The organism is Chromatiales bacterium (assembly GCA_020445605.1).
Lineage (GTDB): Bacteria > Pseudomonadota > Gammaproteobacteria > JAGRGH01 > JAGRGH01 > JAGRGH01.
The window spans coordinates 61,462-84,503 of sequence record JAGRGH010000003.1; the positions used below are offsets into that span (position 1 = coordinate 61,462).

Consider the following 23,042-nt stretch of genomic DNA (forward strand, 5'->3'; position numbering starts at 1 on the left):
GCTTTTCGCAGCGCACAATGACCGCCACTTGATCAGTAATTGGTTAATTACTGAATTTACAACGGAGGTCGTCGAAATGCGCTACATCCTGACGAGTCTGATCGTGGCGTCGCTGTTCGGGATTGCGACGGTGTTCGCCTACGGTGCCGGCTCGATCCAGAGCCCGCTGTGGGTGGATGCCGTGTTCTGGTCGATGATCGGCGCTGGTTCACTGCTGGCCGCGATCGACTGGACTGCCTGCCATCTGTGTGCGCACTCGGCGCCGGGCCGGCATCCGCTGGCGTGCCGTCTCGCGCGCTGCTGACCGAAATGATCGCCAGGCAGTCGCTGCTGTGTCAGCGACTGCCCATGCGGTTCAGTACTTCATCGAGCGCGCCGATGTGGCGCTCGAGTGCGCCGGTATCGGCCGCGACTTCGGCAAAACGCAGTTCGGCCACCGGGCGGATCTCGCAACGCCCGGGCAGTGCCGTGCCTTGCGCGAGCAGGACGCGGGCGCGCGGGATGAAGATCCACTGCAACCACTGTTCGAGCCTGAGGGTGTCGTAACAGAACGGCGTCGCGCTCTGCAGTGCCCGCACGGGTGGCGGCTCGTCGTCCCACAGCGAAAGTCGCTGTAATTCACGCTCGATATCGTCCAGCAGCTGGAGCGGGTCGGCGCTCACGCGCAGTCACCGCGCACCTTGCGGCGCACGAGTTCGATGTGCGCACGCAGGTGGTAGACCTCGTCGGTATACGACAGCGGCACGGGTACGCCCATGATGTCACGCGCAATGCGGTCAAGGCGGTCTTCGAGCGTCTGCGGGTCGACGCCCGGGATATCCGCATCGCTGTCGATCGCCTCGAGCTGTTCGTACCAGCGGAACACGCGCGAGCGAACGCGCCAGCGATACACCGGCGGCAGGAAGCGTGCGAGCGGAATCATCAGCGTCAGCAGTGGCAGCAGCAGCACCGCGATGCGGTCGAGCAGGGTCGCGGCCCAGAACGGCAGATAGCGCTGCAGGAACGGCACGCCGCGCTCAAAAAACCGTTTCGCCTCGGGTGCCAGCGGCAGGTCCATGCCCTTCGCGGACGGGTAGTCGTCGGGTTCGCTGAGCAGGTCGCCGTCGTGAAACAGCCGGTGGGCGTACTGCATCGCGAGCGAGCGCAGCGCCGGGTGCAGATCGGCGTTGACGGCCAGCAGCGCCGGGGTCGCGAGCAGCCTGACGTGTGCCGACGGCAGGTCGGTGGCCGGGTCGATGACGCCGGCCGGCAGGTCGACGACCTTCAGGTAGTGGTGTCGACGCGGGTAGGTCTCGATGCGCGCAAGCTGCATCGGCGCGACCGCCGGTGCGCGCAGCAGCCGGTCGACGGCGTCGGCGCGATACGAGGCGACGATGAATGCGACGTCTGCCGTGCCGGCGAGCAGGGCCGCAGCCGCGTCATTCGAGTTGAGTTCCAGCAGCGTTGCCGAACTGGCGTCGATGCCGTTGTCGGCGAGCAGCGCGCGCGCGACGACCTGCGTGCCGCTGCCCGGTGCGCCGACGGCGATGCGCCGCCCGCGCAGCCGGTTGAGCCGGTCCGGTGCCGGAGAGATGCGCGAGAACACCCAGACGGGTTCGAGATAGAGGCTGGCCAGCCCCTCGACGCGGTCGTCGTCCGGCGGCCGTGTGGCGGCCAGGCCTGACTGCACGAAACCCAGCGCGGCGCGGCCGTCGGCGAGGCGCTCGAGGTTGTCCATGCTGCCGGCGGTCTCCAGCACCGTGGCCTGGATGCCCTCGGACGCGAACAGCTTCGCCAGTTCAGTCGCCCAGCGGTGATAGGCGCCACCGGGCGCGCCGCCAGCGATGGCGATCTCTTTGGGCGGCGCCGGCTTGACGAACTGGAAGGTGATCGCGAACGCGACGACGGTGATCAGCAGCGCCGGCAGGCCGATGCGGCGCAGATCTTGCGAGCGGTTCTTGCTTTTCAAGGTGATTCAGGCGGTTCGAAACGATGGGCGCGATTGTATCCCGGTGTCTGCGTCGGGGCCGAAGGGCGATACGTTTTTACAATCGAGTTGTTTTAATCAATTCATTAGATTTATTTACGACGCGACCCTATCCTCCATAGCCATGAAGAACCGTTCTCACCCAAACGCGGAGATTTCAGTCATGGCCGCCACCCCGAAGATCGATATTGGCATCAGCGAAAGCGACCGACAGGCGATTGGCGCGGGTCTCGCGCGCCTGCTTGCAGACACCTACACCCTGTACCTCAAGACCCACAACTTCCACTGGAACGTGACCGGGCCGATGTTCAACACCCTGCATCTGATGTTCGAGACGCAGTACAACGAGCTCGCGCTGGCCGTGGACTCGATCGCCGAGCGCATCCGCGCGCTGGGGCTGCCCGCGCCTGGCTCGTACGCGCAGTTCGCGAAGCTGACCTCGATCGCCGAGGAGACCGGCACGCCGAACGCCGAACAGATGATCGCCCAGCTCGTGCGTGATCAGGAGGCCGTCGTTCGCACGGCGCGTGGCATCTTCCCGACGGTGGACGACGCGCACGACGAGCCCACCGCCGATCTGCTGACCCAACGCATGCAGGTGCATGAAAAGGCCGCGTGGATGTTGCGCAGCATGCTCGAGCGGCCGTCATGAGCCGCGCGGACGACGGCATGCGCGAGATCGTGCTGATCCGCCATGCGCAGAGCGAGTGGAATCTGCAGAACCGTTCGACCGGCTGGGCCGACGTGGAGCTGACTCCGGGTGGCGTGTTCGAGGCGCGCCAGGCCGGGCGGCGCTTGGCGGCCGCCGGACGCGGTTTCGACGTGGTGTACACATCCCTGCTCAAGCGTTCGCGACATACCGCCCGTCTTTTGCTCGAAAGCCTCGGCACCGCGGACCTGCCGATGTATGCGAACTGGCGCCTGAACGAGCGCCATTATGGCGCGCTCGAGGGTCTGAACAAGGATGGCACCCAGGCCAAGTACGGCCCGGACCAGTTCCAGCGCTGGCGGCGCGGCTATGCCGATCGCCCGCCGGCGCTCGCGTCCGGAGACGAACGCTGCCCGGTGCACAAGGGCTATGCGGCGGCGGTGCCGGCGTACGCGTTTCCGCGCACCGAAAGCCTTGCCGATACCGAAGCGCGGGTCGTGCCGCTGTGGGACGGCGTGATCAAGCCGCAGATGCACGCCGGCCGGCGCGTGCTGGTCGTCTCGCACGGCAACACGATGCGTGCGCTCGCGCGCCACATCGAGGGCCTGGACGTGCCGGCCGTCGAAGCGCTCGAGTTTCCGACCGCGACGCCGGTCGTCTATCGCTTCGATGCGCGCGGGCGGTTTGTCGAGCGCAGCTGTCTTGAAGGCCCCTGCGACGGCCCGGTCGCACACGCGGCATGAGGTGATTGCGCATGCGCATGGAGGCGCATGCTTGCCTGCGCGTATGATCGGGACCAGGCATTTTTTGACCGGCGCCGATCCAATGCTTCGAAATCTGCGGGTTTTTTCTGTGCTGTTGCTCGTGCTGCTTGGCGCCGGTGACGCGCGTGCCGCCGCGGTCGTGCAGGCCTACGTGCCGCGGGTTGCGATGCCCGGTGATGTGATCGAGATCTACGGCACGGGCTTTGGTTCATATCGCCAGAAACATTGGATGCACCTGCGCTATGGTCGCGGCAACGACATGCTCGGCCTCATCGAACCCGGACGCATCATGCTGTGGCTGCCGCATGTCATCCGGCTGCGTCTGCCCGAAGACCTCACACCGGGGCCGTACTGGATCGCGCTCTATGACAGCCTTGGCAAACTCGTCAGCAATCGCACGCCGGCGCTGAATATCCAGCGGCCCGGCGGTCGGTGATCGCCGCGCGAAGCGTTGTGGCCTCCCTTTCGCGCGCAGCGGCGATGCTGGCCGCCATCGGCTGTGCTGCGTCGGCGCTCGCCGCTCCGGTCCCGCTCACGTATGTCGAACAGTCGGCGACGCTCGGCGGCGAGCCGTTCACGATTCGGGTGCCCGCCGGCACCACGCTTGAGCTCCTGGTCGGCGGGCTGGACGTACCGCGCATGCTGCACTTCGGCGCGCACGGTGAGCTGTTCGCCGGTTCGCGCGGCGGTAAGGTCTATCGTTTTCGTCCGCCGTACCGACAGGCCGAGGTGCTGGTCAGGCTTGACGATTATCCGCACAGCATCGCGACCCGCACGGGCGAGATGCTCATTGCCCGCACCGTCGGTCTGTATCGCGCGCCGTACACGCCGGGCCAGCGCGCGATCGACCCCGATTCCGTGGAGTTGCTCGCGCCCCTACCGGCCGGCGGCGGTCATTCCAGCCGCACGGTGCGCATCGGGCCGGACGGTCGTGCCTACGTGAGCCTCGGGATCGCGGGCAACTGTTCGAACCAGTTCATCGGCGCGGACTACGCGTTCAACGCCCGGCGTGGCGGTGTGATGGTGCTCGACGAGACGCGCGATCCGCCCGAGTGGCAGCCATTCGCCACGGGGCTGCGCAATCCGGTCGGCTTCGACTGGCATCCGCTGACCGGCGTGGCCTACGCGAGCAACAACGGCCCGGACCACCTCGGCTACGACCAGCCGCCGGAAGTCTTCGCGCGACTGGACCCCGGTTCGTTCCATGGACAACCCTGGTACCAGTTCGACGGCCGCAGCATGGTGCGCGACGATTGCATCGACCGGCCACCGCCGCGCTCGGACCCGGTGCCGCCTGCGGCCACGTTTCCGGCCCGTAACGCACCGCTCGGCATGGCCTTCGCCGGGCGCGGCACGCGCCTGCCGATCCCGTTCGGTGACGCGGTCGTCGCCCTGCACGGCTCCTGGGGCACGCAGCCCGACGGTGGCGCCGGGGGCAGCCCCGCCACGCGGCGCGTGCCGGCGCTGGTGGTCGTGCGTTTCGACGACGGTGAGGCGCACTCGGTCGAAGACCTCGTGACCGGCTTCCAGCTCGACGATGGCCGGCGCTGGGCACGCCCGGCCGGCGTCGCATTCGGCCCGGACGGCGCGCTGTATTTCACCAGCGATGCGGGATTGCAGGGCCTGTTCCGGCTGCGGTCGGCAGCGCCCTGACAGGTTGTTGAAAAAGGTCCGTCCATGGTCTTTTCAACGTCGCAACCGAAAAGCGTGGTTTTCGGTTGCTCACAAAAATCAAACACTTGCGTGTTCGATTTTCGGGCGAGGCGTCCCTGTCTCGCGATATCAGGCTGTTGAAATGAGAATTTCAACAGCCTGCTAGGCCCGCTTCCTGTTAGAGTCGCGGGCCTGATTCACAGTCCGCAGGCCCGTTTTCATCATGACTGACCAAGCCGCCGAAACCCGCCAGGCCATCGTCGACCGTTTCATCGCGACTGCGAACGAATTGCGCGATGCCGGCAAAAGCATCGCTGAGGTCAACGAAGGCATGACCATTGCCTGCGCGGTGTACTCCACCTTCGTCGCGGCCGGTGGCCAGAACGTGGCGATCCTGCGCGAAGACGGCATTCGCCGTGTGGCAAACGCCTACGAGCAGATCCTGCGCATGGTGCAGAAGGCGAAGATCGCCGAGGCCAAGGCGGCCGGCCATGAAGTTCCGGACGATATCTGAGTCCGGCGCCCGCGTAGTAACGGCGCTACTCGCGCTGACGATCGTCGGCTGCGACGCGGCCCCGGACGCCCGCGGACTGCCCGACTATCGCGCCGCGTTGCCGGTGTTCTGGTCCGAGGTTTATCCCGACGGCGGCGACACTCTGTATTGCGGTCATCGTTTCGGCCCGCGGCACTCGCGCGAGATCAACATCGAGCACGTGTTCCCGATGGCTTGGGCCATGAATGCCGTCGGCTGTCCCGATCGCGAAAGCTGCCGCGCATCGAGCGCCGAGTTCAACCGCATCGAGGCCGATCTGCACAACATGTACCCCGCGCGTCGCGACCTGAACAAGGCGCGCGGCAGTCATGGCTTTGGCGAGGTCGCCGGTGAGCCGCGTCGTTACGGCGCCTGCGATTTCGAGATCAACGAACGCGCCCGCCAGGTGGAACCGCCGCCGGCCAGTCGCGGCAACGTCGCGCGCGCGATGTTCTACATGGCCGACCGCTACGGGCTGAAGATCTTCGCGCGGCAGGCGCAGACGCTGCGCGAATGGCACCAGGCCGATCCACCGGATGCCGAGGAACGCCGTCGCAACGAGGCCATTGCACGCGTGCAGGGCACACGCAACCGCTTCATCGACGATCCCGCTGCCGTTGGAGCGCTGCGCTTCTGATCGGGCGCGCCTGGCCACGCATCGAATCTGCCGAGCGGGTGCCGCTCGCCGCCTCGACGATCTATTTCTTCTGCCTGCTCGGCGCGTATTACCTGATCCGCCCGGTGCGCGACGCATTCGGCGTCGCGAGCGGCATCGACAAACTGCCGTGGCTGTTCACGGCAACCTTCATCGTGATGCTGCTGATCGTGCCGCTCTGGGGCTGGGCGGTGCGCCGTTACACGCGCGCGCGGCTGGTGCCCGGCGTCTATCTGGCGTTCATCGCGCAACTGCTCGTGTTCTACGGCCTGCTGCTCGGCGAGATTGCGCCGCGGATTGTCGCGCCGGTGTTCTTCGTCTGGCTCAGCGTGTTCAATCTGTTCGTGGTCTCCGTGTTCTGGAGCTTCATGAGCGAGGTCTGGAGCAGCGCGCAGGCGCGGCGCCTGTTTGGACTCATTGCGGCGGGCGGCAGTCTGGGGGCCGTGGCCGGGCCCGCCGCGACCGCGATGCTGGTGGATCGCGTGGGTGCTGCGCCCCTGTTGCTGATCTCTTCGACGCTGCTGGCGCTGGCGCTGGTCGCCGTGCGCGTGATCGAACGCCGTCTGTCACCCCATGCGACGCAGGCGAGCGACCCGCGCGGTTCTGTCTTCGATGGCGTGAAGCTGATCATCCGCTCACCGTATCTCGGGCTGATCGCCGTGTACGTTGCGCTGTACACGCTGCTTTCGACATTTCTGTATTTCGAACAGGCACGCATTGTCGGCGAGGCCTTCGCTGATACTGCGGCGCGCACGCGCTGGTTTGCGCAGGTCGATCTCGCCGTGAATGTGCTGACCTTGCTTGCGCAGGTGACTGCGACGCATCGACTGGTTGCGTGGCTCGGTGTCGGCCGGACGCTCGCGCTGATACCGGCCGCGGTCGGTGTCGGACTGCTTGCGCTCGCATTCGCCCCCGGCCTCATTCTGCTGGCAGCGGTGCAGATCATCCGCCGCGCCGGCAACTACGCATTGGCTCGCCCGGCGCGCGAAATGCTGTTCACCGTCGTGAACCGCGCCGAGCGCTATCAGGCCAAGAACGCGATCGACACACTCGTCTATCGCGGCGGCGATGCCGCCGCCGGCTGGGCCTACAAGGCCCTCGCTGCATTCGGTGCACCCGCGCTCGCAGGCGTGGGCATGATCTCGGCGGTGGCGTGGGCGATCACGGGGCTGGCGCTCGGCCGCCGGTACAGGTCGCGGCTCTGACCGGTCGCACACACGGCGCGAGCGGGATTGCGCGACAGCTTCGAGCGCCTTGTCTGGTGCTGCGCGAACCGCGGCGTCAGCCCATGCCACGCTGTGCAGATGCGGCGCGCGCCGTTCCGCGGAGGACCAGGAATCCGAGCGCGCCCACCAGAAACACCGTCAGCATGAAGGTGCTGTAGATCCACGCCCCGGCATGAAGCCAGTCGAGTGGCGTCGGATTCGGGGCGTTCGCCGCGGTAAAGGCGTAGCGAGCAACGGCGACGAGTTCGAGTGCGCCTACCACGGCATAGGATGCCGTCGGTCCCAGGCTGCGGCGCGCGTCGTTTTCGCGCAGGACCATCGTCGCGGCCACCGCCATGCCGAGCAGCCAGGCGGCGACGGCGCGCGCGGTCAGCGGGCTCAATGGCCATGGCCAGAACTGCGCGCCAACCTCCGGCACGAGGAAGAGCATCGCGCCGAACCACGCCAGCAGGGCGCCCTGCAGTCCGAGCGAAACCCGCAGCCAGCGCGGCAGTGCGGTGGTTCGCGGGGGATCGTCGCCGGGCCGACGCGACTGATGGAGCGCAAGCGCGACCAAGACGGGAGGCACGATCCAGTAGACCAGCATCCAGGCCCAGGTCGCGACCTGGGTGATCGTGGCGGGGCTGTCGAAGTGGAAGCGATCCATGTGCAGGAGGGTCGCAACCGTGGTCAGACAGGTGAAGGTCAGCGCCGACATCGCGCCGGCGCGGGCGTTGGCCCACTCGCGCTCGCGCGCCGCGGCGAGCACCAGCACAAAACTTCCCCAGTACGCGGCGCCAAGAAACGCCGCGGTCAATGGCGGTTTCACGGTCCAGGCGAAGTAGGTCGCCGTGTGCTCGGTCAGCACGAACAGCTGGTAGCCGGCGATCGCGACCAGCAGCGCGGCGACATACAGGATCGCCCGCATCCCGGCGGTCGTGGCTTTGCGGTTCGTTGCGACGTGATTCATTTCAATCGGTCGGGCCGGGCGTCCCGGTCGGGCCGGGCGTCCACCCGCGCAGAACGGTGGCTGCGGAAAGTCGAATTAGCGACCCGCGCAAGATTCAGGTTTCGTCGCCCGGCAAACGTGTCAAGGATGGAGTCGAGCCTGTCCAGTATACGGTTGCCGGCACCTCCGTCCGAGCAGTCGTCGTTCAGGAGAGGACCAAGACCGCAATCCTGTTGCCGCGCTTCGTGATAGCGGCCAACGCCGCAGTGGTGGTGGGCGGAACGCAGGGTCCGCACCACGCACCCTTTAACAGGTGTATTCCCGGGGCGAACCGCATACCGGAAAGAATAGTCATTGGAGCTTTGGCAGTCGCGCTTGCCAAGTGCTGACAACCACTTCTGCGAAAAATGTTCTATGTTTGGCAAAAGCCCCGCATCCATCCAACGCCGGAAGGTTTAACAAGGGGTGTATCAACACATCGGGGAATGGGCTGAAGTCATGGCCCCTTCCAGCAGCGGGCAACGGCGCTCGAGCGTTGCCCGCGGTATCGGCGTTCAGCCGGCCTGCCTGCTGCGTCGAAGGGGAGCGAACCCCGGCAACGATTCCGAATGCGGACGGCGAATGCCTTTCGCGTACTCATGGCCCGTGCGTACACGCGGATCGCACGGTCACTGCTTTTTCGGAGATCGTCATGGCCGATACCGTAGTCCGGGCGCATGATCTGCGCGAGTATTTCCATCAGGCCCTGCATGCGGCCGCCCAGGCCCAGCGATTGCGCGCCGAGGCCGCAACGCTGTGGTATCTCACCGATTTGCTGGTGCGTTTTTCACGTTCCGAGCGTTTCTACGACTACACCGAATCCGGCTGGCGGCTGCGTCCGCTCGCGGAGCTCTACGGCATCGCGCTCGAGGCCGAACAGGAATCGGAACGCCGGCGCATCCTGCAACGCATGGGCGATGTCGCGCTGTTCGTGGCGGGATTGTTCGCCGGTCAACTGGGTCGTCGCGGTATCGACGTCGATTACTACATCGCGATGGGCGGCACGGCCTATGGCGTGCTGTCGGAGATGAACGCGGAGTCGGTGCGCGACTCGGCGCTCAGCTGCGTGTTCGAGGACCTGGCCGGGCGTTTCGTCGGCTTTGCTGATGTGCTTGCCGAGATCGGCGAGCAGCGCTGCGAGCGTTCGGACGAGCAGTTGCTGCGACTGTACGAACTCTGGCAGAAGACCGGCAGCGAACGCCTGGCGCGCAAGCTGCGCGGCCATGGCATCGATCCGCTGCCGACGACCGGCAGGATGCAGTAATGCGGCCAAACCAGCTCCAGGCCCGGCTTGAGGCGCTCTACGATGTGGAGAGTGCAGTGCGGGTCGAGGATTTCATGCTCGACGATGACGCCGTGCATGCCTTGCCCGGCGCGCGGCGCGACACGCCGGAGCAACTGCTGGTCGCGCAGGACGACGCCGGCCTGCGCATGGGCGTGTACATCGAGGCGGCCGCGCTCTCGCAGCTTCGCCGCGATGACCCGGACGAGGCACTGCACAGCGGGAACCTGCGCGCATTCGCCCTGCTTGCCGAAGGGGTCAGCCACTTTCTGTGCGTGAGCTGGTGCGCCGCCAACGATCGCAGCGTCTCACCGCTCGAGCTCGAACTGCAGGCCGAGATCGACAAGTTCGTCTGCGCGGCACTGCTGTTGCGCGCCCAGACCGGCAGTGACCAGTGCGCGCCCTTGATTCGGGTGCTGTTCGACCATATCCGGTTTGATCCGGCCCTGGACGCGAGCGAACGTGACCGCTATCGAACCGCAAACGGCGACGCGCGCCGCTACTGCCAGTTTCTCGCCGGGTACCTCGTCGCGCGCCGGTTTCACGAGCTGCGTCGCGAACTGCGGCGGTTCTACCGGCTCTCGCGCAACGACAAGGTCGGGCGCATCGGCGAGGTCGCGCAGCGAACCCACGGCTGAGCGGCCGGCGCGCGGCCCATGATCCGCGCACTGAGCCGCTGGTGGCATGGGCGCCGCCCGCCCGGCACGCTGATCGATTTCGAAACTTGGAACACTGTGTGTACGGCGCTGCCCCCCGTGGCCCGCTACGATGCGGCGACCCGCACGCGACTGCATCTGCTGGCCGAACAGTTTCTTCGCGAGAAGGCCATCGACGGTGCCGGCGGCATCGAGCCCGACCTGCGACTCGGCGCGTGGATCGCGATCCAGGCCGCGATCCCGATCCTGAATCTCGGGCTCGACTGGTACGACGGCTGGTATTCGGTGATCGTCTATCCGGACGACTTCCGTGCCCTGCACACCTACACCGACGAGGCCGGCGTGGTGCACCAGACCACCCGCGTGCTGGCCGGCGAGGCATGGCATGGCGGGCCGGTGATCCTGTCCTGGGCGGCCGTGGCGCGCGAGGGGTCGGCCGAGCCCGGTGACGACAATGTCGTGATCCACGAATTCGCCCACAAGCTCGACATGCGCAACGGTTCCGCCAACGGCTTCCCGCCGCTGCATGGGGACATGGACCGCGAGCGCTGGAGCCGGGTGTTCGCGCACGCGTTCACCGACCTCAAGGACCGCATGCGCTACCGCGAGATGCTGCCCGTCGATCGCTACGCGGCGCAGTCGCCTGCCGAGTTCTTCGCGGTGGCCAGCGAGGCGTTCTTCATGGACCCGCGTCCGCTGAAGGCGATCTGGCCGGCCGTCTACGCGGAGCTTGCGCTGTTCTACCGGCAGGATCCGGCCAGGACTCCGTAGCGCTTGAGCTGACGGCTTCGGGTGATGCCTATCGCAACCCGGCTGCGGCCGAAGCGGCTGGTATGGCCTCGGCAATGGATTTGATCGCAAGTTCCTTGTACCGATCCAGAAATTCGTCTGTAACCGATCGTGGATCCCAACTGGCTTCCATGCGCATGTGATGTTCTTGTCCAAATCTTGGGTGCGAGCCGCCGAGATACTTCGCCGGAGATGTCTGAATAACCACAATCTCGCTCGCCATCACCGGGTCAATCGAGCAGAGCACAAGAAAGCACTTTGACATCAGTCCGTAATTGCTGGTGCCCACCGTCGAGTTTGGGGCTGCCGCAATCCAACTGGGGCGCAGCAAGATGAGATAGTCGACGTTGTTATTCAGTCCAACGCGCGCGATCTCGGGTTCGAGCTTTTCATTCAGGTAATAGCCGAGCGAGTTGTGTTGGATAATCGAGGTGCGCAACTTGCGCAGCGAGTTGGGCGGTTCCAGCGCCTTGACTTCAAGCTCCAAGTAGTTCGCAAAGTGATCGCTGATCATCTGTTCGAATGCGGACCCGATGCCCCAGTTCGACGCGCTGTCACGACGGAAGTTATTGAAGATGGTCGTGCCCATGTGGGCATGGGTCGGATGTTCGTCGACCAGCGAAATAACGCCAATGCGCTGTCCGGGCTTGGCGATGATTTCCTTCTTCTCCGGCGCTGTCTCGCAACCTGCCAGTAACGCGGTGACAATCATGACGATCCAGATGCCCTTCATTGCCCTGTACCCCTGTTCCGATTGAAACCCTTGCCTGTCCTGGAATCGATTGCAGTCCTCAAACGTATCCACTGCGCGATCATCCAGCATCCGAATCTAGCATGGGTCCGTGCGGACGGGAACCGTCGCCTTGAACCGGGTTGCGGAGCGCGCTTGTTCAGTCGGCAAGGGCGGGAGGTCCTGTCGGACGGAACGGGCGCCCAGATGCTGCGGAGACCGGGCTGGTTCGGCTAGAGTGATTCGGCAGCGAATGCTGTGACAGGCAAGGGCATCGAGTGACCGGCGCGCGTGCGACCGTGCTGCGTTGGGCGAAACAGGGCCGCATCGAAGCGGGTGCGCTGCCGCGTGCCGTGGCCGCGGCGGGCGTGATTCCCCCGCGTGCGGACTGGCGCGCGTTTCTCGGCCACCTGTTTCTGTGGACCGCCGTGACGCTGATCGGCGTCGGCGTGATCTTCTTTTTCGCCTACAACTGGGCCGAACTCGGCCGCGTCGCGCGCTTTGCGCTGGTCGAGGCGCTGATCGTCGCGGCGCTGGGGTTCGTCTGGCGGCTTGGTCTTGCGCGCGCCGGCGGGCAGGCGGCCCTGTTCGGCGCGGTCGTGCTGGTCGGCGCACTGCTCGCGCTGGTCGGCCAGACCTACCAGACCGGCGCCGACACGTTCGAACTGTTCGCCGCCTGGGCCGCGCTGATCCTACCCTGGGTGCTGGTCGCGAACGCCGGCGTGCTCTGGCTGGTGTGGCTTGCGTTGGTGAACATCGCGATCTGGCTGTACTTCGACGTGCGTCCCGGCGGGCTGGCGGGAATCGTGTTCAGCCCGGTGACCGTGCAGTGGCTGCTGTTTGCGCTCGATACGGTTGCACTCGTTGCCTGGGAGCTGATCGGGCGTATTCGCCCGGGTGCTGCGGGTCGGCTCGGGCCGCGCGTACTGGCGACGGCGAGCGGCGGGTTCATCACGGCGCTGGCCTTGCTCAGTGTCGCGAGCGGCTCGCAGGAGGCGCGCGGCGCCCTGCCGATCTGGGCCGCGTGGCTGGTCGCCGCGGTGCTGGTCTATCGCCGGCGGATTCCCGATCTTTACGTGCTGGCCGGCGGCGTGCTGTCGGTTGTGATCATTGTCGCGAGCGCCATGCTGCGCAATCTCGGTCGCGCGAGCGGTGATACGTTCCTGCTGACGGCGCTGGTGGTGATCGGGTTGTCCGCCGGTGGCGCCGTATGGCTCAAGCGCGTGGCGAAGGAGCAGGCCGGATGAACGCCCGCGATGCCGAGGCACTCTGGCAGCGGCTTTCCGGTCATGGCCTGGTGTGCGGAGCGGCGCCGGCCTTCGACGAGGTCGACTCGCCCTGGTACGTGCGCCTGATGCTGGGCATCGCCGGCTGGTTCGCCGCGCTGCTGATGTTCGGTTTCATCGGCGCGGCGTTTGCGTTCGCGACCGAGTCCGCGGCGGCAGCGATTGGGGTCGGTCTGTTGCTGTGCGCGGCGGCGTGGCTGCTGTTTCGCATTCAGGGTGCGAACGAGTTCGTCGAGCAGTTTGCGCTGGCCGTGAGTATCAGTGGCCAGGGCTTCGTGCTGTTCGGGCTGGCCAAGGGTGTATCGCAGGATGTCGCACAGGTCGCGATCGGCATGATCGTGTTGCAGGCGGCGCTGTTTTTCCTGGTCGACAACTTCGTGCACCGTGTCTGGTGCGCGATGGCGGCGAGCGCAGCATTCGCGGTACTGATGGCCGACCTGCACCTGCTCGACTACGCGCCCGGCCTGTTCGCGCTTGCCAGCGCGGCGGTGTGGCTGCACGAGTTCCACAGCGAACGCCGGGCCGAGGCGATGCGCGCGGCTGGCTACGGCTTCGTGCTGGCGTTGCTGGTCGCGGCCGGTGTCGTGATCGCGTTCGGCATGGTGGCCGACTGGGGCGACATGGCGGACTACCGCAGCGTGCTGGTGCATGCCCACATCGGCCGTGTGCTGTCCGGGATTGCGCTGCTGTGGGCCTGCGCGACGTTGCTCGCGGGGCAGGGGCTGCTCAGGTTCTCCGCGGCGGGCCTGCGCGTATTCGTGACGGCGGGCGTGATCGTCGTCGCGAACCAGTTTGCGCCCGGGCTCGCGCCGGCGATGCTGATCGTGATCCTGGGGTTCGGTCATGGCAATCGCTTGCTGCTCGGCAGCGGTGTGATCGCGTTGCTCGCGTATCTGAGCTTCTATTACTACTCGTTGCAGACGACGCTGCTCGTGAAGTCCATGGTGATGATTGCGACCGGGCTGGCCTTGCTCGCGGTCCGTTATGTGATCCGCTCGGGCAGCGCCGTGGATTCGCAGGTGAACCATGCGTAAATGGCTGGCGCTTGCGTTCGGCGTGGCGATCCTCGCCATCGTGAATTTCGCAATCCTGGGCAAGGAAGGGATTCTCCGCGATGGGCGCGTGCTGTTGCTCGAGCTCGCGCCGGTGGACCCGCGTTCACTGATGCAGGGCGACTACATGGCGCTGCGCTTTGCGGTTGGTCGCGAGCTGCCCGAGCAGATCGCAAGCGACGGCTACCTCGTGCTGGCGCTCGATGCCGACGGTGTGGGGCGTTATCGTCGACTCGATGATGGGGAGCCGCTGGCCGCCGACGAAGTCCGTCTGCGCTACCGTGTGCGTGCCGGCATGGTGCGCTTCGCGACGAACGCGTACTTCTTCGAGGAAGGGACCGGCAAGCAATACGACGACGCACGCTACGGCGAGTTTCGCGTGAACCAATCCGGTGAGGCACTGCTCACCGGGCTCCGCGACAAGGACCTGGGTCGACTCGGGCCGGATGCCGAAGGCTGACGGAGGACGTGCCTTACGGAATTTGTCGGGCGGATTTGTTTCAATAGAACGAGACGACTGCGGGTCGCGACGGTGCTGAAATCGTCGCCGATCGCATGCGGGGGCGTGCGGGAATTCAGGAGGAAAATCCATGGAGAAGACAGATTCGGTTGGTGCAGACGACGGTTCGGTGCGCGACGCCGGCGAGCCGGTCGATTTCGACACGGTTCTGCACCAGGAGCTCCACTTCATCGAGGCGCGGCGCGCGCGTCTTGGAGATTCCAAAGGCAGCGACGGTCAGGATTCCGAGCGGCAGGACCAAACACCGGCATCCGCCAAAGACCGCGCATATAACGCGTCCTTGTTGGGATTGAGTTTTTCCGGCGGCGGCATTCGTTCGGCGACCTTCAATCTCGGCATCCTGCAGGCACTTGCCGAACGTGGTCTGCTTCGGCGTGTCGACTACCTGTCGACGGTATCGGGCGGCGGCTATATCGGCGGCTGGTTGCAGGCGCTGCTGCGTGAAAAGCGCGATAACCCCGCTGATCCGGACAAGTTGCCGATTGAATCGGTCGAGTCGGACCTGGACCCGACCGCGGCTCGCGATGCCCATGCGCCGGAAAACCATGCGATCGGCTTTCTGCGCGCCTTTTCGAACTACCTGACGCCGCGGCTCGGATTCTTTTCGGCCGACACCTGGGCGCTGGTCGCGACCTATCTGCGCAACGTGTTGCTGAACCTGAGCCTGCTGGTACTGGCGCTGGCGATCGTTCTGCTCATCCCGAGGGTTTTCAACGGCGCGCAGTCCTGGTTCATGGATCTGGTGCGCGCCCATGGCGACGGGGCTGCGCTGTCGATACGCGCCGTGATGTTGCTGTCGATCCTGCTTGGCGCCGTCGCGGCCTGGTTCCTCGGGCGCGAGTTCGGGCACGTTGGCGACGCCGATCCGGCGAAACCGAATGCCACGGGCAAGCGTGCGGTGATCTTCGGCATCCTGGTGCCGAGCCTTTGCGCGGCATGGCTGCTGGGCATCGGGGTGCCGCTGCTCTACGAACACGGGAACATCGGGTTGGTCGGGATCGAACCGCAGTTCTACATGGCCAATCGCTGGTGGATCGTCTGGGCGTTTGTCGCGGCGCTCACCACCCTGATCTGGGTGATCGCCGGTGTGAGCGCACGCAGACACTGGGGCGATGAACGCGGTGCCATCGGTGGGCGACGCTGGTTCAAGATCGCGATGTGGGGCGCGCTGGCAGGCATCGCCGCCGGTGCGTTGACGGCCTTCGTTGCGAGCCTTCTCGCCGAACAGGGCAGTTCCATCACCGCGACGACCCTCGGCGTGCCCATGACGCTGGGGTTGCTGGTGCTGATCGCGTTCATCCACACGGGGTTCGCCTCACATGACTTCGACACGCTTGAACGCGAGTGGTTGAGCCGCCTTGGCGGCATCCTGATGATTGCCGCGCTCGGCTGGCTGGCCGTCTTTGGTGCCGCCCTGTTCGGGCCGTTTCTGGTCGAGCTGACCGCGGACTGGGTGACCAACACCATTTCCGCCGGCTGGATCGTGACGACCATCGCCGGGCTGCTCGCCGGCCGCAATGCGGCCGGCAACGGCTCGGACGGTATCGCCCGCCGATTGCTGCTCGCCGTTGCGCCGTATGTGTTTCTCGCCGGCCTGGTCGTGCTGTTGTCAGTCGGCGTGGAGCGTGGACTTGTGTACTTCACGGATGGCGAATGGTCGGAGATTTCAAATGAATTCTCGAAGCTAGACAGCTCTAATCTAGATGACTCCAAAGCATGGTCTGCGCAGATCGCTGAAGTACAGGGCGGGAATGGTCTTGCGCTGAATATCGAAAAAACGAACCCTGTTGAACCCACTTTTTCAGAGCGCCTTTGTGTTTATGAAGCGCGGCAGACTGAGCTTAGCAAAGGCTGGACTTCTGCCATCGCGATCGCCGTGTTGGGCTTGCTGTTGTTTGCTGCGTCCGTGCGATTTGATGTTAATGCATTTTCGTTGCATCAGATGTACCGCAACCGGCTCTCGCGCGCGTATCTAGGTGCGGCGGTGCCCGCGTGCTCGCCGGATGAGCAAGCACCAACGGGTTGTCGTTACCGCGATCCGTTTATTGGGTTTTCAAGTGAAGACGACTTTCCACTGGCCGAGGCCGCGCTTGGGCTAGATGCCGAGAGCAAACAAAGCTTCGCGATCGGGCCATACCCAATCGTCAATACAGCGATCAATCTCGTGCGTGGTCGTCAGCTTGCCTGGCAAGAACGCAAGGCCGCTGCATTTGCCTTGACGCCGTGCCATTGTGGATTCTCAAAGCCCGACGACCCGCAGGGCGCGTATCGGCCGACCAAGGTATTCGCCGCGGAGGGTGCAACCATGCTGCAGGCCGGCGCAGGCGGCATCACGCTCGGTGATGCCATGGCCACATCGGGTGCGGCGGCCAGCCCGAACATGGGCTATCACACCACGGCGGCACTGTCCGCGCTGCTCGCGATCTTCAACGTGCGTCTCGGACGCTGGATCGGAAACCCGTATTCGCGCCGGGGCAACTGGCGGTATTCAAGCCCACTGTTCGCAATCGGTTACTTTTTGCGCGAGGGCTTTGGCGCCACGCATGCACGCTCGGAGTTCGTGTATCTGTCCGATGGCGGACATTTTGAAAACCTGGGTGTTTATGAGCTCGTGCGTCGCCGATGCCGTTACATCATCGCCTGCGACGGTGGTGCGGATGGTGACTTCACGTTCGAGGACCTCGGCAACGCGATCCGCAAGTGCCGGATCGATCTCGGCGTGGACATTCGCGTGGATATCGCCGGCATCCGCGAGCGTGACGAACGTGGCGTCAGCACCAATCCCTGCGCGGTCGGCGAGATCGATTACGGGGGCGGACAGATCGGCACGCTGATCTACATCAAGGCGTCGCGCATCGCGCAGATGTCGACCGACATCGTGCAGTACGCCGAGTATCACCCGGACTTTCCGCATCAGACGACGGGCGACCAGTTCTTCTCCGAGTCGCAGTTCGAGAGCTATCGCCGCCTCGGGCTCGAGATCGGTCGCCGGGTGTTCGACGGCGGTGGCGATGCGGACCGGGCGCAGGGTGACATTCGCATGCTGTTCGCACGGCTGCGGGAGTACTGGATCGCCCCGAGCCGCCAGACGGCCGGGTCGTTCACACGGCTGACCGCAACGCTCAAGGCGCTGTATCGGGAGCTGTCGAAGCGTGATGAACTCGCCTTTCTCGACGAGCAGTTCTATCCGGAATGGCCGGCCCTCCTGGAGCTGACTTCATCCGCGCCGAAATCGGGTTCCTCCACCGCGGCCAAGCGCGCGGCGGCGACCCCGCCACTGAAGGGCGCGGCCCTGACCCGCCGGACACAGGATGACCTGGTTCAACTTCTGAACCAGATGCCGCACGATCCGCAGCAGATTCGTGCGGGCTTTTATTTCTGCAACGAGATGATCCAGCTGATGGAAGACGCGTATCTGGATCTCGATCTCGAAAACGAATGGAGTCATCCGGACAACAGTGGCTGGATGAACCTGTTCAAGCACTGGAGCTGGTCGGCGATGTTCCGCGCGAGCTGGGCGATCAGCGCGCCGACCTACGGCCGTCGATTCCAGCGCTTCTGTATCGAGCGCCTTGATCTGCAACTCGGCAGGGTCGTATGTCAGCCGGTTCGTCTGGGTGACCTGCGCGCACCGCTGAATCCGCTGGAACGCCATCAACTGCTGGAGCTGACCGGCAATCGCGGGCGGTTCAGCGTCTACAGCATCCGGCTCGTGACCGGCACCAGTGACCTGTTCGAACGCGATGTCGACGACGAATCGGGCTTTGTCTTCAGCATTGGCTATGCGCTGGTTCGCAACGGCATGCTCGAGATGTATCGCATCCAGGACCACCTGCGTGCGATGGGGCTCGGCCGCAAGGGACTCGAGGCGCTGCTCGAAACGCTCGGCGTTTCCGCGCGACGCCGCGATGCGCTGCGACCGGTCGCGTTCGCCGAGCTGAGTCCCTATGCGCTGACCATCATCGGCGCCGACGACCCACGCGCGCGCTACGACCGCTTCCACGCGATGTTTGAGGAAGTGCGCGACAGCCGCAGCTGAATGACCGCGGCACGGCGAGTGGTGTCAGTCCGTGTTTGCGCTCAGGGCCGAGCGCAGACGTGCAACGAAGGCCTCGCGCAACTCTTCCGGCGCGAGCACTTCGACATCGCCGGCCCAGCGCAGGATGTCGCCAATGAGTTCGCGCGGATCGCGGTAGGGCACTTCGAGTAGCAGCCGGCCGCCGGCGTCGATCCGGGCGCGTTGGTCCGGATGCCATTGCTCATCGGCGACCCAGCGGGCGGCATCGCCCGAGAACCGCAGTACCGCGACTGCGTCTGGCGTGCCGGCGAACAGCCCGTAGCTGCCGGTCAGCGCGGCGTCCAGCGCTGTTGCGTCGACCTCGCGCGCGGCCTCCTCGATCTGCTCGACAATCTGCAGGCGATCGAGCGCGAAGGTGCGTACGCCGTCGCGCAGATGGCACCAGGCATCGAGATACCAGTTGTCGCCGTAATACACCAGTCGCTGCGGTGACAATGCGCGTTCAGTCGTCTCGTCGCGCTCGCGGCCGTGATAGAGCACGCGCAGTTGGCGGCGCTGCATCAGCGCCTCGCAGACCGCGCGGAATGCGCCGGGCGGTGTCGCCCGCGGCATGCGTTGCAGGATGCGTACGCGGCGCACGAGTTCATCGGCCGCGAGGCTTCGCGCTTCGAGCACGCGTTCGATGCGGCTGCGCAGCGGTGCGATTGCCGCGTCCATCACGCCGGGCTGGATGCTGCCGAGCAACTGGTAGGAGGCCAGCAGTGCGTAGAGTTCGGCCGCGTCCATCCACAGTCCGGGCAGTTCGTAGAGCGCGCGGACCTTCGCGTCGTACCAATAACCGCGCTGTGCGCGGTCATAGACGATCGGCGCGCCCACCTCCTCGCGCAGTTCGCGAATCGCGCGCTTCACGCCCTGTTCGTCGGTGTCCAGCCGCTCGGCGAGCGCGCGTGCGGACAGCGGTACACGCCGGTCTTTCAGAAGCTGGTGCAGTTTGAGCAGGCGGTGGAACGGGGACATCGGGCGAATTCGTCCAAAACTGGAGGGCCGGGCGCAAAGGTTCTACCATGCCCGCCCGTTTCCGTGCTCGCTCAACCGCCCATGTCGCAGGACCCGCGTCTCGACGAACTCACCGAATGGACCCGCGCCACGCTCGGCGCGGGCGCGCTCGCGATCGCGCCGGCCTCGGGCGATGCGAGCTTCCGCCGCTACTTTCGCGCTGTGGCGGACGGCCGGAGCTGGATCGTCATGGATGCCCCGCCGGAGCGTGAGAACGTCACCCCGTTCATCGCGGTCGCCGAGACCCTGGCGCGGGCCGGTGTGCAAGTGCCGCGCCTGCATGCCATCGACCGTGATCGCGGCTACCTGCTGCTCGATGATCTGGGCAGCCGGCTGTACCTGCCGGCGCTGACGAACGCCACGGCCGACGGGCTGTATGGCGACGCACTGGGTGCGCTTGCGACGATGCAGGCCGCCGCGCCCTGCGCTGACCTGCCGCCGTACGACGAGGCGCTGCTGCGCCGCGAGATGGCGCTGTTTCCGGACTGGCTGCTCGGGCGCCATCTGGGCCTTGAACCTGAAGCGGCGGAGCGTTCGGTGTGGGAGGTCGTGCAGGACATACTCGTCGCCAACGCGCTCGAACAGCCGCGCGTGTTCGTGCACCGCGACTATCACTCGCGCAATCTCATGTGCGTGGATGCACGCAATCCCGGCGTGCTGGATTTTCAGGACGCCGTCTGCGGCCCGGTGACCTATGATCTGGTCTCGCTGCTCAAGGACTGCTACATTGCGTGGCCGCGTGCACGGGTCGTCGACTGGGCGATGGGTTATTTCCGGCTCGCCGCCGCGCGTGGCGTGCTGGACGCGTCACTCGAAATGCGCTGGCTGCGCTGGTTCGATCTGATGGGTGTGCAGCGTCATCTCAAGGCCGCGGGCATCTTCGCGCGGCTCAACCACCGCGACGGCAAGGCCGGCTACCTGCCGGACATCCCTCGTACGCTCGGCTACATCACGGCGATCGCCGATGAATATCCCGAACTCGGCGGTCTCGCGGCGATGATCGAGCGTCACGTCGCGCCGCACTACGCAGCGCTCAGGGCAGGACGCTAGGGAAGCTCTGATCAATCCGTCCCGGATTGCCAGAGCGGCACGTCCATGTGCCGCGGGAAACTCTGACAATTCAGAGTTTCCCTAGCGGCGAAGACGGGCGGACTGCCGCCACTGGGCCTGTGGGCGGCTACTGCCGCTGCGCGGCTTCCTCCTGCGCGTCCTGCAACGCCAGTTTCTCCGCGTTACGGCGGGCGATCGCCTCCCAGTCGATGTTGTTGCATGCTTCGCAGGGCTCCTTGTGGATGCCGAGCCTGCACATCAGCGCGTAGACCTTGCAGCCCACGCAAAAACCGATCACCGATTCGAGCCACATGAACGCGAGACAGACCCAGATCATCGTGTTGGGTATCCACGCCGGCATGTAGTTCTCGGTGGTGGGCAACACCTGCTTGCCGCGTATGGCGTTCACCCACTCCGCGAACGTATCCGGGTTGAAGAACACCAGACAGAGACTCATCAGGCTGATGCCGATGATCCATGCATATCGTTTGGGTACCAATGGTTTCCAGACCGGGTCCTTGTTTCGCGCCAGTACGGTCGCGAGCAGGATCGTCGGCGAAAGCCGCGAGGTGATGACGAACATGCTTGCGAACAGTTCGAACAGGCCGTAGATCAGAATCCACGACTGCGTGCTGTACTCGAACACGCGGCGGGTGGCGTCCACGCGATAGATCGTACGGCCGTCCCAGTCGGTCTCGTAGGTATCGGTGGCCGTGTTGATGATCGGTTCCCAGGTCGGCATGTAGGCCACGTCGTACAGGGTCAGGCCCATGTACAGGGGGATCGCCAGAAAGATGCCGGCACGGATGCGGATCGCGACATCGTTGACGTAGATGTCGTGCTCGTTCGTATCGCGGAACCACAGATTGCGAAAGGTTTTGACGACTTCCTTCGTGAATCGCTTCATAAGAGTCATTTGGTGGCGCTCCTCTCGTTCGTCTGCCGATCGCTGCGCTTGCGGTGCGCCAGACATGGCGATCGGGCTGTCGTTGTTTAAGTTCTTCGGGCGCGCGATCCGTTCCACGACCGGCGCCGATCAGTGCTCTGCTGGCAAGATGCGGGCCATGGGGCATCTTGCGCCGCGGGCCGCGGTTTTGCGAGCGCGTGTTCGATGAACGGGCGTTGCAGGCGGCTTGATCGAACTGCACAAGGCAACGCCGGAGGTTGCAATCTGCAACAGCCGGCGGCGGCTGCAATGAAAAGCCAATCCGAGCGATGGCGTTCGCCGGGGCGTGCCGTCAGGATGCCGGGCGGCGCGCGGGCCGGATCTCGCTGTCACCTTTGCCCGGTCATGCAGGTCTGTAGATCGAGGCGCGTGCGACTGGCCAGCCCCACCGGCCGGATGCGTGGGCCTCGGCTCCGAAGCGACTGCGCTGGATTGCGTGTCGCTGTCCTGTGACCCCCAGGAATAAAGGCCCGCTTTTCCACCCAGTGCGGGTCCGCATTCCAGTCCTTGCCTGGTCCGCCCCGGCGGGCCAGGCATTTTTTTAGCCTGACCCTGCGCCCCGCAGACCCAGGGCGTTCGGTCTCTGCGGGTTCGTTCGGTTACCTTCGGGGATGCTCATTTCGTTCCCTGTCTCGCGGAAACGTCCGGTGATATTCTCGCCGGTCTGGAGGCCAGTCGCGGGTGCGATTGCGGCGGATATGGGTCGCAAATCAACGCTTCGAAAATGGATCGCCCGTGCAAGTCTCGCGGTGTTCTGTGTCCTGTTTCTTGGTCTGAGCTACCTCACCGCGAAAGAAGGCGTGAGCGAGTATGCGCGCCTCGCGCGTCTGGAACTCGACGGCGTAGCCGTGACCGGCACGATCAGCCACGTGGAAATCGAAAAGCGGCGGCCGGTGATCGCGTCCACGGGCAAGGAAGATCGCACACGCTGGGAATACCTGCGCATGGCGACCATCCGCTACGGGTATGAAGATCGCGTCTTCGAGTCAGACGTTCGCTACTGGCTCACCGACTCGTTCGAAAATGCCCAGGTGGGTGACCCGTATCCGCTGCTGATCCTGCCGGATGATCCCGAGCGGACCTGGGCGCCGCACCTCGTCGCGGGTGCCTCGTTCGCCGTGTTCGCAACCCCGGCTCTGCTGCTGCTCGCGGCCGCGCTGTGCGGATTTGGCGCGGCGTATCGTCCACTCTGGGCGCGTTAATCGAGGCACGTGCAGCGCGCCGTTCGCAGTCTCAGGCGCGGAA

The 23,042-nt window shown here is 65.3% G+C and carries 23 protein-coding genes; 17 read left to right on the forward strand and 6 right to left on the reverse strand.

The genetic code is table 11. The features are described 5' to 3' along the window. The first annotated feature begins 76 nt into the window (after positions 1–76). A complete protein-coding gene (locus KDG50_00460) occupies positions 77–304 on the forward strand; it encodes a hypothetical protein (protein MCB1863874.1) in 228 nt (75 codons plus the stop codon). Positions 305–335: 31 nt separating this feature from the next. On the opposite strand, the gene KDG50_00465 is transcribed toward KDG50_00460, so the two are convergent. After that, positions 336–662: a YqcC family protein gene (locus tag KDG50_00465; protein MCB1863875.1), complete on the reverse strand. Its 327-nt coding sequence runs from the start codon at positions 660–662 to the stop codon at positions 336–338. Further along, positions 659–1,948, reverse strand: coding sequence for a TAXI family TRAP transporter solute-binding subunit (locus KDG50_00470; protein ID MCB1863876.1), 1,290 nt, complete (start codon positions 1,946–1,948; stop codon positions 659–661). Before KDG50_00470 ends, KDG50_00465 begins: the two co-directional genes overlap by 4 nt. A gap of 181 nt (positions 1,949–2,129) precedes the next feature. Between KDG50_00470 and KDG50_00475 the strand changes: the two genes are divergently transcribed. The 7 genes from KDG50_00475 to KDG50_00505 all read left to right on the forward strand — a co-directional run bounded on the left by KDG50_00475 (position 2,130) and on the right by KDG50_00505 (position 7,424). Further along, complete coding sequence (locus KDG50_00475; protein MCB1863877.1) at positions 2,130–2,618, forward strand: DNA starvation/stationary phase protection protein; 489 nt, start codon at positions 2,130–2,132, stop codon at positions 2,616–2,618. Beyond that, positions 2,615–3,358 carry a 2,3-bisphosphoglycerate-dependent phosphoglycerate mutase gene (locus KDG50_00480; GenBank protein MCB1863878.1) on the forward strand — a complete coding sequence of 248 codons (744 nt, stop codon included), beginning with the start codon at positions 2,615–2,617 and terminating at the stop codon, positions 3,356–3,358. The genes KDG50_00475 and KDG50_00480 overlap by 4 nt, the downstream gene beginning before the upstream one ends. 82 nt (positions 3,359–3,440) lie before the next feature. After that, a complete protein-coding gene (locus KDG50_00485; protein MCB1863879.1) occupies positions 3,441–3,815 on the forward strand; it encodes a hypothetical protein in 375 nt (124 codons plus the stop codon). Positions 3,816–3,859: 44 nt separating this feature from the next. Next, positions 3,860–5,032 carry a hypothetical protein gene (locus KDG50_00490; GenBank protein ID MCB1863880.1) on the forward strand — a complete coding sequence of 391 codons (1,173 nt, stop codon included), beginning with the start codon at positions 3,860–3,862 and terminating at the stop codon, positions 5,030–5,032. Between the two features lie 223 nt (positions 5,033–5,255). Beyond that, positions 5,256–5,546, forward strand: coding sequence for a DUF3144 domain-containing protein (locus tag KDG50_00495; GenBank protein MCB1863881.1), 291 nt, complete (start codon positions 5,256–5,258; stop codon positions 5,544–5,546). Next, on the forward strand, positions 5,524–6,201 hold the full coding sequence (locus KDG50_00500; protein MCB1863882.1) for an endonuclease: 678 nt from the start codon (positions 5,524–5,526) through the stop codon (positions 6,199–6,201). Before KDG50_00495 ends, KDG50_00500 begins: the two co-directional genes overlap by 23 nt. A 38-nt stretch (positions 6,202–6,239) precedes the next feature. Next, positions 6,240–7,424: a hypothetical protein gene (locus tag KDG50_00505; GenBank protein ID MCB1863883.1), complete on the forward strand. Its 1,185-nt coding sequence runs from the start codon at positions 6,240–6,242 to the stop codon at positions 7,422–7,424. Between the two features lie 76 nt (positions 7,425–7,500). Here KDG50_00505 and KDG50_00510 read toward each other — a convergent pair whose 3' ends face one another. Next, on the reverse strand, positions 7,501–8,394 hold the full coding sequence (locus KDG50_00510; protein ID MCB1863884.1) for a hypothetical protein: 894 nt from the start codon (positions 8,392–8,394) through the stop codon (positions 7,501–7,503). Positions 8,395–9,064: 670 nt separating this feature from the next. Between KDG50_00510 and KDG50_00515 the strand changes: the two genes are divergently transcribed. From KDG50_00515 to KDG50_00525, 3 genes are read left to right on the forward strand one after another with little or no spacing between them, the layout of a single operon-like run. Then, entirely contained in the window at positions 9,065–9,676 is a 612-nt protein-coding gene (locus KDG50_00515; protein ID MCB1863885.1) for a hypothetical protein, read from the forward strand. Beyond that, positions 9,676–10,332: a hypothetical protein gene (locus KDG50_00520; GenBank protein MCB1863886.1), complete on the forward strand. Its 657-nt coding sequence runs from the start codon at positions 9,676–9,678 to the stop codon at positions 10,330–10,332. Before KDG50_00515 ends, KDG50_00520 begins: the two co-directional genes overlap by 1 nt. An 18-nt stretch (positions 10,333–10,350) precedes the next feature. Next, positions 10,351–11,121: a zinc-dependent peptidase gene (locus tag KDG50_00525; protein ID MCB1863887.1), complete on the forward strand. Its 771-nt coding sequence runs from the start codon at positions 10,351–10,353 to the stop codon at positions 11,119–11,121. Positions 11,122–11,149: 28 nt separating this feature from the next. On the opposite strand, the gene KDG50_00530 is transcribed toward KDG50_00525, so the two are convergent. Continuing rightward, positions 11,150–11,872 (reverse strand): hypothetical protein, encoded by a 723-nt coding sequence (locus KDG50_00530; protein ID MCB1863888.1) that lies wholly within the window; start codon positions 11,870–11,872, stop codon positions 11,150–11,152. Between the two features lie 275 nt (positions 11,873–12,147). Here KDG50_00530 and KDG50_00535 point away from each other — a divergent pair, with 275 nt between their 5' ends. The 4 genes from KDG50_00535 (at position 12,148) to KDG50_00550 (ending at position 18,766) form a co-directional block, all read left to right on the forward strand. Beyond that, entirely contained in the window at positions 12,148–13,116 is a 969-nt protein-coding gene (locus tag KDG50_00535; protein MCB1863889.1) for a DUF2157 domain-containing protein, read from the forward strand. Then, positions 13,113–14,189: a DUF4401 domain-containing protein gene (locus KDG50_00540; GenBank protein ID MCB1863890.1), complete on the forward strand. Its 1,077-nt coding sequence runs from the start codon at positions 13,113–13,115 to the stop codon at positions 14,187–14,189. Before KDG50_00535 ends, KDG50_00540 begins: the two co-directional genes overlap by 4 nt. Next, a complete protein-coding gene (locus KDG50_00545) occupies positions 14,182–14,667 on the forward strand; it encodes a GDYXXLXY domain-containing protein (GenBank protein MCB1863891.1) in 486 nt (161 codons plus the stop codon). Before KDG50_00540 ends, KDG50_00545 begins: the two co-directional genes overlap by 8 nt. A gap of 130 nt (positions 14,668–14,797) precedes the next feature. Continuing rightward, positions 14,798–18,766 (forward strand): patatin-like phospholipase family protein, encoded by a 3,969-nt coding sequence (locus KDG50_00550; GenBank protein MCB1863892.1) that lies wholly within the window; start codon positions 14,798–14,800, stop codon positions 18,764–18,766. Positions 18,767–18,790: 24 nt separating this feature from the next. On the opposite strand, the gene KDG50_00555 is transcribed toward KDG50_00550, so the two are convergent. Continuing rightward, on the reverse strand, positions 18,791–19,762 hold the full coding sequence (locus KDG50_00555) for a YafY family transcriptional regulator (protein MCB1863893.1): 972 nt from the start codon (positions 19,760–19,762) through the stop codon (positions 18,791–18,793). Positions 19,763–19,843: 81 nt separating this feature from the next. Between KDG50_00555 and KDG50_00560 the strand changes: the two genes are divergently transcribed. After that, complete coding sequence (locus KDG50_00560; protein ID MCB1863894.1) at positions 19,844–20,851, forward strand: phosphotransferase; 1,008 nt, start codon at positions 19,844–19,846, stop codon at positions 20,849–20,851. Between the two features lie 127 nt (positions 20,852–20,978). Here KDG50_00560 and KDG50_00565 read toward each other — a convergent pair whose 3' ends face one another. Next, positions 20,979–21,758, reverse strand: coding sequence for a DUF4395 domain-containing protein (locus KDG50_00565; GenBank protein MCB1863895.1), 780 nt, complete (start codon positions 21,756–21,758; stop codon positions 20,979–20,981). 737 nt (positions 21,759–22,495) lie between these two features. Between KDG50_00565 and KDG50_00570 the strand changes: the two genes are divergently transcribed. Beyond that, the gene (locus KDG50_00570) at positions 22,496–22,999 is read left to right on the forward strand and encodes a hypothetical protein (protein ID MCB1863896.1); all 504 of its coding nucleotides are present in this window, start codon (positions 22,496–22,498) and stop codon (positions 22,997–22,999) included. Positions 23,000–23,042 lie beyond the last annotated feature (43 nt).

What these genes read in the sequence shown, in the direction of transcription:
- KDG50_00460 (MCB1863874.1), top strand. Translation starts at nt 77, where the DNA reads ATGCGCTACATCCTGACGAGTCTGATCGTGGCGTCGCTGTTCGGGATT.
- KDG50_00540 (MCB1863890.1), top strand. Translation starts at nt 13,113, where the DNA reads ATGAACGCCCGCGATGCCGAGGCACTCTGGCAGCGGCTTTCCGGTCAT.
- KDG50_00475 (MCB1863877.1), top strand. Translation starts at nt 2,130, where the DNA reads ATGGCCGCCACCCCGAAGATCGATATTGGCATCAGCGAAAGCGACCGA.
- KDG50_00570 (MCB1863896.1), top strand. Translation starts at nt 22,496, where the DNA reads ATGGGTCGCAAATCAACGCTTCGAAAATGGATCGCCCGTGCAAGTCTC.
- KDG50_00500 (MCB1863882.1), top strand. Translation starts at nt 5,524, where the DNA reads ATGAAGTTCCGGACGATATCTGAGTCCGGCGCCCGCGTAGTAACGGCG.
- KDG50_00485 (MCB1863879.1), top strand. Translation starts at nt 3,441, where the DNA reads ATGCTTCGAAATCTGCGGGTTTTTTCTGTGCTGTTGCTCGTGCTGCTT.
- KDG50_00560 (MCB1863894.1), top strand. Translation starts at nt 19,844, where the DNA reads ATGTCGCAGGACCCGCGTCTCGACGAACTCACCGAATGGACCCGCGCC.
- KDG50_00545 (MCB1863891.1), top strand. Translation starts at nt 14,182, where the DNA reads ATGCGTAAATGGCTGGCGCTTGCGTTCGGCGTGGCGATCCTCGCCATC.
- KDG50_00565 (MCB1863895.1), bottom strand. Translation starts at nt 21,758, where the DNA reads ATGAAGCGATTCACGAAGGAAGTCGTCAAAACCTTTCGCAATCTGTGG.
- KDG50_00490 (MCB1863880.1), top strand. Translation starts at nt 3,860, where the DNA reads ATGCTGGCCGCCATCGGCTGTGCTGCGTCGGCGCTCGCCGCTCCGGTC.
- KDG50_00530 (MCB1863888.1), bottom strand. Translation starts at nt 11,872, where the DNA reads ATGAAGGGCATCTGGATCGTCATGATTGTCACCGCGTTACTGGCAGGT.
- KDG50_00515 (MCB1863885.1), top strand. Translation starts at nt 9,065, where the DNA reads ATGGCCGATACCGTAGTCCGGGCGCATGATCTGCGCGAGTATTTCCAT.
- KDG50_00555 (MCB1863893.1), bottom strand. Translation starts at nt 19,762, where the DNA reads ATGTCCCCGTTCCACCGCCTGCTCAAACTGCACCAGCTTCTGAAAGAC.
- KDG50_00550 (MCB1863892.1), top strand. Translation starts at nt 14,798, where the DNA reads ATGGAGAAGACAGATTCGGTTGGTGCAGACGACGGTTCGGTGCGCGAC.
- KDG50_00520 (MCB1863886.1), top strand. Translation starts at nt 9,676, where the DNA reads ATGCGGCCAAACCAGCTCCAGGCCCGGCTTGAGGCGCTCTACGATGTG.
- KDG50_00525 (MCB1863887.1), top strand. Translation starts at nt 10,351, where the DNA reads ATGATCCGCGCACTGAGCCGCTGGTGGCATGGGCGCCGCCCGCCCGGC.
- KDG50_00495 (MCB1863881.1), top strand. Translation starts at nt 5,256, where the DNA reads ATGACTGACCAAGCCGCCGAAACCCGCCAGGCCATCGTCGACCGTTTC.
- KDG50_00510 (MCB1863884.1), bottom strand. Translation starts at nt 8,394, where the DNA reads ATGAATCACGTCGCAACGAACCGCAAAGCCACGACCGCCGGGATGCGG.
- KDG50_00480 (MCB1863878.1), top strand. Translation starts at nt 2,615, where the DNA reads ATGAGCCGCGCGGACGACGGCATGCGCGAGATCGTGCTGATCCGCCAT.